The sequence below is a fragment of the Dyella humicola genome (genome assembly GCF_026283945.1).
In the GTDB taxonomy this organism is placed as follows: domain Bacteria; phylum Pseudomonadota; class Gammaproteobacteria; order Xanthomonadales; family Rhodanobacteraceae; genus Dyella; species Dyella humicola.
Map to the genome: position 1 here is coordinate 227,172 of NZ_JAPDPC010000003.1, position 12,443 is coordinate 239,614.

Consider the following 12,443-nt stretch of genomic DNA (forward strand, 5'->3'; position numbering starts at 1 on the left):
CGCGTGCCCTGATCGCTGCCACACCCTCCACGCCTTAAGCCCTCTGCGCTTCGGCGCGTTGCGGTGTAGCCGCGGTGTGTCGGCCGTGGGCCGCCACTCATTCGGCTGGCCACGCCCGTCAGGCTCGTATCCCGCGCCATGCTATGAGCTCTCAAGGCCATTTTCTTTGGGTTACTTTTCTTTTGGGCCAGCAAAAGAAAAGTGACCCGGACCGCGGCAGCGGTTCGGAACGCCCGCTGCGTAAGCGGCCATCTGGCGATATCGCTCGGTCAACGCGTGACCGCAAGCCCCAACCCCTCGTTGCGGCGTGATCGCGAGCACCCGACCCTCATCCCAAGCTTCTCTCCCACAGGGACTACCTTCGGGTCGCCCGGAGGGGAGAAGGAGCGAGAAGCTCGGCGCTCAAACGGGAGCGGCGTCCCACAAGGACATCCTTTGGTCGCAAGCCGCGCACTGGCCCCAGCGCCGGGTACCGTTGATCATGCCCAAGCGGCGTTCCAGCGCAACCTAAGGATGAGATTCGATCGCTGATCAGCACTCCCGATAAATTCCCAGGGCATGGAAAGGGGGGGCGAGAGCCGGTGCGAAAACCAGTGCACAGAGAGCTTCACTGGGGTACTTCGATGCCGCGACGTCATATTCAAGGAATGGACATGCGGCGAGATCATGATGGACGAATAGCTTGCGCCACTCAGGTGTCATGAAACCAATCACAAAGGTTTTGTCATGGTTCGTCTAAGCTGCGTTCTCGTATTTGCTGCAGGCATGTTGCTCATGGCCCCTGATGGGCAGGCGAAAGAAGCGCCTATCGCTACGAAGGTTTTGGTGATCGGGCATCGAGGCGCGAGTGCATTGCGGCCGGAACACACGCTGGCTTCCTATGGCAAGGCGATGGCCGATGGCGCCGATTTCATCGAGCCGGACCTGGTGATGACGCGCGACGGCGTGCCGGTGGCGCGCCACGAGAACGAAATCGGCGGCACCACCGACGTCGCGCAGCATCCCGAGTTCGCCGCACGCAAGGTCACCAAGACGATCGACGGCCGCGCGGTCACCGGTTGGTTCACCGAGGACTTCACCCTGGATGAGCTGAAGACGCTACGCGCACGCGAACGCCTGCCTGCGTTTCGCAGCACGGCTTATGACGGCCAGTTCCAGATTCCTACCCTGGACGAAATCATCGACTTCGTTGCCACCGAGTCGGCCACCAGCGGTCGCGTGGTCGGCATCATTCCCGAGATCAAGCACAGTACGTATTTCCAGAAAGCCGGCTTGCCGATGGAAGATCGCGTGCTGGCGATTCTCGCTGCGCACGCCTACACCCGCACCGCGCCGGTGGAAATCCAGTCATTCGAGGTCGCCAACCTGCGCTATCTGCGCGGCAAGCTGGGTAAGACCCATCCGAATATCCGCTTGCTGCAACTGATCGATGACGCGGCGACGCATCCGTACGATGTCGTTGCTGCGGGCGGCAAGCTGAGCTACGGCGACATGCTGACGCCGGCAGGGTTGCGCGAGATCGCCAGCTATGCCGGTGCGATTGGCCCGAACATCCGCGCCATCATTCCGCTCGCCGCCGATGGCAGCCTGGGCCAGCCGACGCCGCTGGTGCGGAACGCGCATGCAGCGAAGCTGGAGGTCCACCCCTATACCTTCCGTCCGGAAAACCACTTCCAGGCCAGGAACTTCTGGCAGGGCAGTGATCCGACGACCTTCAATGAGGCCGGCTCCGTGGCCGAGATGCGCGCTTACCTCGATGCGGGCATCGATGCCTTCTTCACCGATGATCCGGCCTTGGGCCGCCGCGCCGTCGACGGCCGCCAGGCGCTATAAGATGGCTGCTGCGACGGGTCACGACACCACCTCACTGCTGGGATCCTCTTATGCGTAGCGCCATGCGTCGTATTGTCGGCATCCTAGTGGCACTCGGCTTGGCCGTGCCCGCGGCGGCGGCGCCGGTTGTGCTCATTTCCATCGACGGCCTGCGACCGGCCGACGTACTGGACGCGCAACATCGCGGCCTGAAGATTCCGAACCTGCAGGCCTTCATTACGCAGGGCGCCTTTGCCGAAAGCGTGCGTGGCGTGCTGCCCACGACGACCTACCCAAGCCACGCCACGCTGATGACCGGCGTATCGCCGGGCAAGCATGGCATCGGTGGCAACCTCACCTTCGATCCGTACGACAAGAATCAGCGGGGTTGGGACTGGTACGCCACCGATATCAAGGTGCCTACCCTGTGGGATGCCGCTCACGACGCAGGCCTGAGCACGGCCAGCGTGCACTGGCCGGTGAGCGTGGGTGCGCAGGTGGACTGGAACCTGCCGCAAATATGGCGCACCGGTACGGCCGATGACCGCAAGCTGCTGGCTGCGCTGGCTACGCCAGGTCTGCTGTCATCGCTGGAAAATCAACTCGGTGCCTACGCTGACGGTATCGATGAAAGCCTTGCCGCCGATCAGACGCGTGCGCGCTTCGCCATCGCGCTGCTGGAATCACGCAAGCCTTATTTCATGACCACCTACCTCACGGCGCTGGATCATGAGCAGCACGCGAGCGGGCCAGATACACCGCAAGCGCGCGCGGTACTGGAACAAATCGATGTCCTGGTCGGCGATCTGATCAAGGCATCCCGGCGCGTGCATCCCGACGGCGTGATTGCGGTGGTGTCCGATCACGGCTTTGCGCCCGTGCAGAGCGACGTGAATCTGTACACGCCCTTCGTGCAGGCCGGGCTGATCACGCTAAAGAATGGCGCCATCGCCGACTGGCAGGTCATGCCATGGAACGATGGTGGCAGTGCGGCGATTGTGTTGCGTGATCCCGCCAATGCCACGGTGCACGGAAAGGTTGCCACGCTGCTTGCCCAGCTTGGCAGTGACCCGGCCTTCGGCATCGATCACGTGATCGACAAGGCTGACGTGGTCAAGCAGGGCGGCACGCCGCAGGCCGAGTGGTTTGTGCTGTTCAAGCCGGGCTACGAGATGGCATCGAAGCTCGACGCACCGGTATTGTCGCCAGCCCCCTACCGCGGCGAGCATGGTTACGATCCTGCCCTTCCTCAGATGCGCGCCACCTTCCTGATCGAAGGCAAAGGCATCAAGGCGGGCAAGGATCTCGGGGAGATCGATATGCGCGATGTCGCCCCGACGATTGCCCACGTGCTTGGTGTGAAACTGCCGCAGGCGGAAGGCAAGTCGCTGCTGCCCTAAAGTTCGTTCAGAACCTCGATAACGGCTCATGCGCATGCTTCATTCCGGCGAACGCAGGGATGAGGCGTTGGAAGGCGTGCGGAAACGTGTCTGTCACGGAGATCTTCAACAGGCTCTAAGATCGCGGCTCCACCCAGGCACAGGGGCCGTGCATGTCCTATCCGTCCATCGCCGACAAGGCGACTTCGTTCCGCCTGACTGGTCTTGCCGTGGTGTTGCTGGCGCTCGGAGCCATTCTCGGCGCTGTGCAGACTGGACCACCTCCTACCGACGGCTGGCAATGGCTGCACTGGATCTGCAAGCCGTTGACCACGGTGCTGATCGTGTGGACGGCGTGGCGCATCGCACCGCCGTTGTCGGCGCGCTACCGGCGCTGGATCGCCATCGGCATGGTGTGCTCTTTGGCGGGCGATATTTTCCTCATGCTGCCGCAGGACGCCTTCGTCCCCGGCCTGGTGGCGTTTCTTATCGCGCATGTCTGCTTTATCCGGGCCATGCTGGACGATGCGCGCTTTGCGGCGCGGCCGTTGGCCCTGTTGGCCTGCCTGGCTTATGCGGCGCTCAACCTGTGGCTGCTGTGGCCGTCGCTGCCGGCGGCGCTGTACGCCCCGGTGGTCGTCTATGTGGTGGTGCTGGCTTGCATGGCCGGCCAGGCAGCGTCTCGCGCCTGGTGGCACGCCGGGGATGCGCTGGCCAACCCGGCCCGGTGGGCGGCGGCCGGCGCGCTGCTGTTCATGCTCAGCGATACACTGATCGCCTGGAACCGGTTCCGCGTTGCCCTGCCGTGGGCAGCATTGTGGATACTGGCCACTTACTATGCGGCGCTGTGGTGTCTGGCGCGTTCGATTCAACGGGTGAGCGGGACGGGTAAGCACGCGTGAACATGCAGGAAATCATCATTACCTGGGCCACCCCCGTGTTCTTCGCGCTGATCGCGCTGGAGCTGCTGGTGGCTAAGCTGCGTGGGCGCGTGGTCTATCACAGCAGTGATGCCATCAACAGCCTCGGCCTGGGCGTGATCTCGCAGATCGTGGCGGTCTTCAGCAAGCTGCTGACGCTGGGCATCTATGCGTGGTGCGTGCAGCGCTTTGCGCTGTTCGCGTTGCCGGCCAACAGCCTCTGGGTATGGATCAGTGCGCTGCTGCTCTACGACCTTTGTTACTACTGGCTGCATCGGTGCGGCCATGAGGTGAACATCCTCTGGGCCGCACACGTGGTGCATCACCAGAGCGAGGACTACAACCTGAGCACGGCGCTGCGCCAGACCGGCAGCGGGGTCTTGCTGGGTTGGCTGTTCTACCTGCCGATGGCGGTCATTGGTTACCCGCTGGAAGTGTTCGTGGTGGTGGCGCTGATCGACCTGCTGTACCAGTTCTGGGTGCACACCGAACTGGTGGGGCGGCTGGGCTGGTTCGATCGCGTGTTCTGCTCGCCATCCAACCATCGCGCGCATCATGCGGTGAACGATCGCTACCTCGATCGCAACTACGGCGGCATCCTCATCATCTGGGATCGCCTGTTCGGCACCTTTGTCGAAGAAGACGACACCGATCCGCCGATCTATGGCACGCGCTCGCCGCTGCGCAGCTGGAATCCGCTGTGGGCCAACGCCGAGGTGTACTGGGCCACCTTGAAGGACGCCTGGCATGCACTTCGCTGGCGCGACAAGCTGTTGATCTGGCTCAAGCCACCAGGCTGGCGACCGGCCGATGTGGCCGAGCGATTCCCCAAACCAGTGTTCGACCTTGAACGTGAACGCTATGCGCCGCGGCTATCGCGCGGGCTGGTCAACTACAGCCTGGTGCAGTTCGCGCTGCTGCTGGGAATGGGTGTGCAGTTTCTTGATCTGGCCAAGCACTTGCCGGCCGTGTCGCTGATCGGCTACGCCGTATTCCTGCTGCTGAGCCTGTACGCACTGGGGGCGCTGACCGAGGGGCATCGCGGCGGCGTGGGGCTGGAGCTGGTGCGTTTGCTCGCCACGGCGGCCATCCCGTTGTTGACCGGCGGCTGGTTTGGCGTCGCACATCTGGACATCCGCATCGTCGGTGCGCTCGTGGCCATTCCCGCGGTGAGCGCGCTGGTCCTGGGCTGGCTGAGCCTGGGCATGCGCGGGCAGGCAGGCAGCGGCAAGACCATCCCTGGGTGAGCTTTGGCGGGGCCTCGCGCAGCTGCAGCATGGCAGCGGGTGGGGCATTCGCTATGATCGCGGCTCGCTTCCCGGGGATGACTAGATGAGTTTCTTGAGCAAGTTGATACGCCACAAGCCTGTGGAGATGTTGCAGGCGGAGGCGGGCAAGCGCGGCGACTTCAGGCGCGTGCTGGGTCTTTGGCAACTTACCGCGATCGGCATCGGCGGCATCATCGGCGTAGGCGTGTTTGTACTGGCGGGCCAGCAGGCGGCGATCAACGCCGGTCCGGCGGTGGCCTTGTCGTTCCTTATCGCAGGCATCGCCAGCGCGGCGGCAGCACTGTGTTACGCCGAGTTCGCCGGCATGATTCCGGTCACCGGTAGCGCCTATACCTATGGTTATGCCGTGCTCGGCGAGCTGGCGGCGTGGCTGATCGGCTGGGATCTTCTGCTCGAATACGCGCTGATCGTGGCGGTGGTGGCGATCGGCTGGTCCGGCTATGTGCAATCGGCACTGACCAGCATGGGCTTCCATCTGCCGATCTGGGCGCAAGGCGCCATCGGCACCGGCGAAGGGCACGTGTTCAACCTCGTCGCCGCCCTGGTGACCCTGGGTGTGTCGGCGCTGCTGATCTTCCGCACTGAATGGGGTGCGCGCTTCAACACGCTGGTCGTGGCGATCAAGGTGGCAGCCGTAGCGCTGGTGATCGGCGTCGGCGCGTTCTACGTCAATCCGGCCAATTGGGTGCCCTTCATTCCCGAGCGCGTGATCGGTCCCGATGGCGTGGGTCATTTCGGTTTCCAGGGCGTGGCCTCTGCGGCTGCGGTGGTGTTCTTTGCGGTATTCGGCTACGACACGCTCACCACGGCCGCCGAGGAATCGAAGAATCCCCAGCGTGATTTGCCGCGCGCGGTGCTGCTGTCGCTGGGCATCTCGATGACGATGTACCTGGCGGTGTCGATGGTGCTTACCGGCATTGCCCACTACACGACGCTCAAGACCGACGCGCCGGTGGCCGACGCGTTCAAGGGATTGGGTCTGCACTGGGTGGCGCTGACCGTTTCGATCTCGGCGGTGTTTGGCCTGATCAGCGTGCTGTTCGCCTTCATGCTCGGCGCCACGCGCATCTGGTTCGCACTCGCCCGCGATGGCCTGCTTCCCGGTTGGTTTGCCAAGGTGCATCCGCGCTATGGCACGCCGCACCGGCCAACCATCGTGCTGGGCGTATTCACCGCGCTGGTGGCAGGCTTGCTGCCCATCGAGGAGGTGGCCAAGCTGGTGAACATCGGCGTACTGTCGGCCTTCATCGTGATCTGTTCCTCGGTGATCCTTCTGCGCATACGCAAGCCGGACCTGCACCGAAGCTTCCGCACGCCGCTGGTGCCACTGATTCCGCTGATCGGTATCGCCTTCTCGATCTGGCTGCTGTCGGAGCTGCCGGCGATCACCTGGAAGGTCTTTCTGATCTGGGTGAGCCTGGGCCTGGTGGTCTATTTCACCTATGGCATTCGTCACAGCAAGCTGGAAAAGCTCTCGAACTGACGCGCTCTCGATCATCCATAAAAAAACGGCCGCGAAAGCGGCCGTTTTTCTTTCTGCGATGTCAGCAAGACTCAGAAGCGATATTCGACCGATGCCGAGTAGGCAGCTACGTTGGTGTTGACCTGCGCCTGGCTGGCGCCAGCGCGGCCGTACTTCACGTGGTAGTTGTCGTAGTTCAGGGCGAGGCTGACGTTCCTGGTCACGTCGTAGCCCACGCCTGCACCGGCGTACCAGCCGTTGTTCCAGCTGCGCTGCGAAGCGGACACGTCGCCTACGGTGAGGCCGGCGGTGGTGCGCGAGCGCAGGTAGCCGCCATGACCGGTGACGTACCAGTTGTTGTAGAAGTTGTACTTGGCGGTCACGCCGAGCTGACCCACGCGCGGCTTGGCGTAGGCCGTGGCGTTGTCAACGGTGTTCTTGGCCTGGCCGAGGTAGGCGTAGCCGATTTCGGCGCCGACGAGGCCGTTCCAGCGCCAGCCGAAGCGCACGTTCTGGAACACGTCGGACTTATCGGAAATACCACCGATGCGGTAGTTGCTCTGGCCCAGGTTGCCGGCCACGAAGAAGTTGTCGAGCTGGTTGCTTTCGTCGGCCTTGGCGGCAAACGGCGACACAGCGGCGACGGCCAAGACGGCCGCAAGAAGAGGCTTGTTCATGGAATGCTCCATTCTTTTTGTGATGCCGCCACGACGGCTAAGGGGGAGCGTCGTGACGGTCCGCGTGGGGATCGCGGTGTGAAAAGCATACGGGTTTTTAACGCGCGGGTAGCGTCTTTGACGCCTGGCGGGATGGGCATGGTTCAGGCATCGCCATGACCTCTGGCAGGGGTTGTGATGCGCCATCGCCCACTAGCATCGATTGTTTATGTCCCGTGCGGCTGCAGCCGCGGGGCACGGATTAGGTCAGGAGAAAACTTTGAAAGCCTCGCGTCTCGCTTCCGCCATCCTTGCTTCAGCCCTTGGCCTGGGCAGCTTTGTCGCTCTCGCCGATGTGGCTGCGCCGCAGGACGTTCCGTTCAATGGCACGCTCAAGATCAACGTCGATGCCACGGACATCGTGCATCGCGTATTCCGCGTGCACGAATCCGTACCGGCGCAGCCGGGTCCGCTGACCCTGCTGTATCCGCAGTGGTTGCCGGGCAATCATTCGCCGACGGGTCCGATCGACAAGCTCGCGGGCCTGGTGGTGACAGCGAACGGCAAGACGCTGCCGTGGAAGCGCGATCCGCTCAATGTGTATGCGTTCCATGTCGACGTGCCGGAAGGTGCGAGCAGCGTGGACGTCGAGTTCCAGTTCCTCTCGCCGCAGGAGACGCGCCAGGGCCGCGTGGTGATGACACCGGAAATGCTCAACGTGCAGTGGAACGTGGTGTCGCTGTATCCGGCGGGCTACTACGCCAACCGCATCAAGGCCGAGACCAGCGTGAAGTTTCCCACCGGCTGGCAGTATGGCAGCGCGCTGGAGCTGGCCTCGCGCGATGGCGACACGGTGCATTTCAAGCCGATCGACTATGCCAACCTGGTCGATTCGCCGATCTACGCAGGCAAGTATTTCAAGCGCGTGGACCTGGATCCGGGTTCAAAGACGCCGGTGTTCCTCAACATCGTTGCCGACGATGCGAAATTCCTGGAGATCAAGCCCGAGCAGCTGAAGGTGCACCAGAACCTGGTGCAGCAGATGTACAAGCTGTACGGCGCGCATCACTACGATCATTACGACTTCCTGTTCTCGCTCAGCGACAAGATGTCGGGCAATGGCCTGGAGCATCACCGCTCCAGTGAGAATGGCGTCGGCACCGGCTACTTCACCGAGTGGGACAAGAGCGCCGTCATGCGCGACCTGCTCTCGCACGAGTTCAACCACTCGTGGGATGGCAAGTATCGCCGCGGCGCCGATCTGGCCACGCCGAGTTTCAACGTGCCAATGCAGGACAGCCTGCTGTGGGTGTACGAAGGCCAGACGCAGTTCTGGGGTTATGTGATGGCAGCTCGTTCGGGCCTGTGGAAGGAAGACGAGGCACGCGACATGCTCGCCCTGGTTGCCGCCACCTACGACAAGGGCCGCCCGGGCCTGCAGCAGTGGCGCACTATCCAGGACACCACCAACGATCCGATCATTGCAATGCGTCGTCCGCTGCCTTACCGCAACTACCAGATGAGCGAGGACTACTACTCTGGTGGTCAGATGATCTGGCTGGACGTGGACGGCAAGTTGCGTGACCTCACCGGCGACAAGCGCTCCATCGACGATTTCGCGAAGGCATTCTTCGGCATGGACAACGGCAAGTGGGAGGTCAACACCTACACCTTCGAAAACGTGGTGAAGACGCTCAACGACATCGCGCCGTATGACTGGACCAGCTACCTGCGTGAGCGCCTGGATGGTCACGGCCCGCTGATCGGCGGCTTCGAAGCGAACGGCTGGAAGCTGGTCTACAACGACAAGCCATCGGCTTCGGCAAAGGCCGTGGAGACGCGCTTCGGTGGCGCCAACCTCACCTATTCGCTGGGCGTGTCGTTCGGCAAAGGCGGTGACACTCTCGACGTGCTGTGGGACGGCCCCGCCTTCAAGGCTGGCTTGTCGCCGGGCATGAAGGTGATCGCGGTGAACGGCAAGGAGTTCTCCAACGACGCCATCAAGGACGCGGTCGACGCGTCGGCGAAGGACAAGAGCCAGCCGATCGAACTGCTGGTGAAGAACTTCGACGAGTACAAGACGCTGCGCATCGACTACCACGATGGCCAGAAGTATCCGCACCTCGAGCGTATCGAGGGCAAGACGGATCGGTTGAGCGAATTGCTCAAGGCACGTTGATCCACCGCGCCTTTCCCTCTCCCCTTTGGGGAGAGGGCAGGGTGAGGGGTCAATCTAGCGAGAGACTGGATGAGAGCGGTCTTTGTAGCGAGCTTTTCGCGAGCACCCGCCCTTTACCCCCTTTTCGGGGCTCATCCCGGCCTTCTCCCCAGAGGGGAGAAGGAGAAGTGCGAGCCAGCCCCCAACTCCGCTATACTGCGCCTCCGCCGTGCTACGTGGGTCTATCCCCTGCACGTGCCGACGCTTATGCGCCCGTAGCTCAGCCGGATAGAGTAGTGGCTTCCGAAGCCATTGGTCGGGGGTTCGAATCCCTCCGGGCGCGCCACTTTCCACGCCTCAAGACGCCACCCGCGACGGTCGCCGGCGTTTTGCTTCAACGACGGTGGAAAACGCTGAGTACCAGAACCTCAAAGCTTCATCGGGACAGCCGGTGGAGCTTTTTTGTTGCGGCATGCCTGGCTACGGGTATGTCGCGCGGGCCAGCTTCGGTCACAAGAGCCTTCCGCGACGGCGAGGTTGGCACGGTGGACCGATCTGCATAATCTCCATGGCAGGCACCCGGAGATAGGGACGAGAGGCGTGAGGACGCTGCTCACGCTCGACACGCGGTCACGCCTTGCGCTACTTGTCGTACCAAGCCACTGCCGCGCGCCGATGCCGAGGAGCTCTACCCCATGCACCCAGCCGTAAGGTTCGTGATCCTTGCCTTGAGCATCGGTGCATTGGCATGGGGCAGCGATCGAGCATGCGCCGAGCCGGCGACAGCTCCCCAGGACACGGATACACGCTACTTCGACTTGCTCGATCTCCATGGCACACCCCGGTCCGCTGCGGATCGAAGCTTCAATATCTTTTTCGATGCCGGATCCTGGCACGGTTACAGCCTGCCTCCCGTCGACGATCCGGCCACGGGCTTCACTGGGCCGTTCGTGCACAGCTTGCGCGCCGGCCAGTGGGTCGGGCTGCGCATGGCCGAACTACAACTACAGGATGCGGCGACTCATCGGAGCATCGCGCTCGTGCCGCTGGAAAGTCATGCCGCACCCGGCTATCTGGTGCGCAGCTTTCATGCCCCGGCATTGGCGGTGAACCAGACCCTATTCTTTGCCGATTCCTGGCATGCGCTGGTGCGTATCGAACTCACCTCGTCGACGGTGCAAGACGTCGACCTGGGTATCGCAGGGCATGTGATGCCATCACTGGCAGCAGGGCTTGCCAGGGAAGGCAATAGCGTGGTGCAGACTTTTCCCGGCTCCCGATCAAAATTGACGACAAGACTTCATCTCGACGACGTGGCTGCCCAGCGCGTCATGCTTTCTGGCGCCAGTTACCGCATCGACGCGAATCAAGCGATGCATCTGCAGCCGAACCAGACCGTCGTCGTATTCGTCGATCAAACCCTGGTCTACGACTCGCAGGCCGAAACACCGCTGCCCGTCGATTACGCTAATGCCTGGTCGCGGAACCGCACACGCTGGACGGATTACCTCAAGTCCCTCGCAGCCAGCGAACGTCCCGACCTTGCCGAAGACGTGACTCGACGTGTCGCCGTCAAGGCGGCGATGACGCTGTTGGGCAACTGGCGAGCCGCGCGGGGCGATCTGCACCATGACGGCGTCATACCGTCCTATGCCAACCCCGACTTCAACGGGTTCTGGGCCTGGGATTCATGGAAGCATGCCGCCGCGCTGGCGCAGTTCGCACCCGAGCTTGCGCGCGACCAGATGCGCGCCATGTTCGACTACCAGGCGGCCGACGGCATGGTTCCCGACTGCGTCTTTCTCGAACAGGCCGGCAACAACTGGCGCGATAGCAAGCCACCACTGGCCGCGTGGGCAACCCTGGAAATCTTTCGCGCTACCGGCGACACGGCGTTTCTGGCCGAGATGTACGACAAGCTGGTGCGCTATCACCGATGGTGGTTCCAAGCGCGCGACCACGATCACAACGGCCTGGCCGAATATGGATCGACCGACGGCACGCGCAAGGCGGCGGCCTGGGAAAGCGGCATGGACAATGCCGTTCGCTTTGATGGCATCCACATGTTGCAGAACGTCAAGAACGCCTGGTCGATCGACCAGGAGTCAGTCGATCTCAATGCCTATCTGTACGAGGAAAAGCGCGATCTCGCGCAGATGGCGGAGCAGCTCGGTCGTAGCCAGGATCAAAAGCAATGGCTGGAGGAAGCCGCGGCCATGCGGCGCGCCATCCAGGCGCGCATGTTTGACCCGACGAGCGGTTACTTCTTCGATGCGAAGCTCGGGCGCGATGAACGCGTGCGTGTCTATGGTTCGGAAGGCTGGGCGCCGCTCTGGGCCGGCGTGGCCGATACCGCGCAGGCCGCGGCCGTGGTGCGGGTGATGCTCGACCCGGGCAAGTTCGCCACCTTCCTGCCGTTCCCCACGTTGGCGAAGGACGATCCGAAATTCTCACCGATCAAGGGTTACTGGCGCGGGCCGGTATGGCTGGATCAGGCTTATTTCGCGGTCGAGGCGCTTCGGCGTTATGGCTACGAGCAGCAGGCAAACGAGATGACTCGCCGGTTGGTGCTCAATGCAAGAGGCCTGACCGAACAGGCGCCGTTGTATGAAAACTACGATCCACTGACCGGTCAGGGCTACCAGTCACGCAATTTCAGCTGGGCCGCCGCAAGCTATCTGTTGTTACTGCGCCAGAGTGCGAGTGGCGCGCACGACCATGGTCAGATCGAGTAGCGAAGCGCTTCGCTCGGTGGATGCGCCGCCAG

8 protein-coding genes and 1 tRNA gene are annotated in these 12,443 nt (G+C 62.8%); 8 read left to right on the forward strand and 1 reads right to left on the reverse strand.

The genetic code is table 11. From position 1 onward, the window contains the following. The first annotated feature begins 765 nt into the window (after nucleotides 1–765). From OUZ30_RS17600 to OUZ30_RS17620, 5 genes are all read left to right on the forward strand, one after another. Nucleotides 766–1,833 (forward strand): glycerophosphodiester phosphodiesterase, encoded by a 1,068-nt coding sequence (locus OUZ30_RS17600; protein WP_266183905.1) that lies wholly within the window; start codon nucleotides 766–768, stop codon nucleotides 1,831–1,833. A gap of 62 nt (nucleotides 1,834–1,895) precedes the next feature. Continuing rightward, the gene (locus OUZ30_RS17605; protein WP_266183742.1) at nucleotides 1,896–3,212 is read left to right on the forward strand and encodes an alkaline phosphatase family protein; all 1,317 of its coding nucleotides are present in this window, start codon (nucleotides 1,896–1,898) and stop codon (nucleotides 3,210–3,212) included. Nucleotides 3,213–3,364: 152 nt separating this feature from the next. Then, nucleotides 3,365–4,093: a lysoplasmalogenase gene (locus tag OUZ30_RS17610; RefSeq protein ID WP_266183743.1), complete on the forward strand. Its 729-nt coding sequence runs from the start codon at nucleotides 3,365–3,367 to the stop codon at nucleotides 4,091–4,093. Nucleotides 4,094–4,095: 2 nt separating this feature from the next. Then, a complete protein-coding gene (locus tag OUZ30_RS17615; RefSeq protein WP_283256138.1) occupies nucleotides 4,096–5,358 on the forward strand; it encodes a sterol desaturase family protein in 1,263 nt (420 codons plus the stop codon). Nucleotides 5,359–5,443: 85 nt separating this feature from the next. Continuing rightward, nucleotides 5,444–6,883 (forward strand): amino acid permease, encoded by a 1,440-nt coding sequence (locus OUZ30_RS17620; RefSeq protein WP_266183745.1) that lies wholly within the window; start codon nucleotides 5,444–5,446, stop codon nucleotides 6,881–6,883. Nucleotides 6,884–6,954: 71 nt separating this feature from the next. On the opposite strand, the gene OUZ30_RS17625 is transcribed toward OUZ30_RS17620, so the two are convergent. Further along, nucleotides 6,955–7,539 carry an outer membrane protein gene (locus OUZ30_RS17625; RefSeq protein ID WP_266183746.1) on the reverse strand — a complete coding sequence of 195 codons (585 nt, stop codon included), beginning with the start codon at nucleotides 7,537–7,539 and terminating at the stop codon, nucleotides 6,955–6,957. 259 nt (nucleotides 7,540–7,798) lie between these two features. Here OUZ30_RS17625 and OUZ30_RS17630 point away from each other — a divergent pair, with 259 nt between their 5' ends. The 3 genes from OUZ30_RS17630 to OUZ30_RS17640 all read left to right on the forward strand — a co-directional run bounded on the left by OUZ30_RS17630 (nucleotide 7,799) and on the right by OUZ30_RS17640 (nucleotide 12,411). Then, nucleotides 7,799–9,697: a M61 family metallopeptidase gene (locus OUZ30_RS17630; protein ID WP_266183747.1), complete on the forward strand. Its 1,899-nt coding sequence runs from the start codon at nucleotides 7,799–7,801 to the stop codon at nucleotides 9,695–9,697. Nucleotides 9,698–9,945: 248 nt separating this feature from the next. Next, a tRNA-Arg gene (locus OUZ30_RS17635) sits at nucleotides 9,946–10,022 on the forward strand. A 349-nt stretch (nucleotides 10,023–10,371) separates the two neighbouring features. Then, nucleotides 10,372–12,411 carry an MGH1-like glycoside hydrolase domain-containing protein gene (locus tag OUZ30_RS17640; RefSeq protein ID WP_266183748.1) on the forward strand — a complete coding sequence of 680 codons (2,040 nt, stop codon included), beginning with the start codon at nucleotides 10,372–10,374 and terminating at the stop codon, nucleotides 12,409–12,411. The last annotated feature ends 32 nt before the right edge of the window (nucleotides 12,412–12,443 follow it).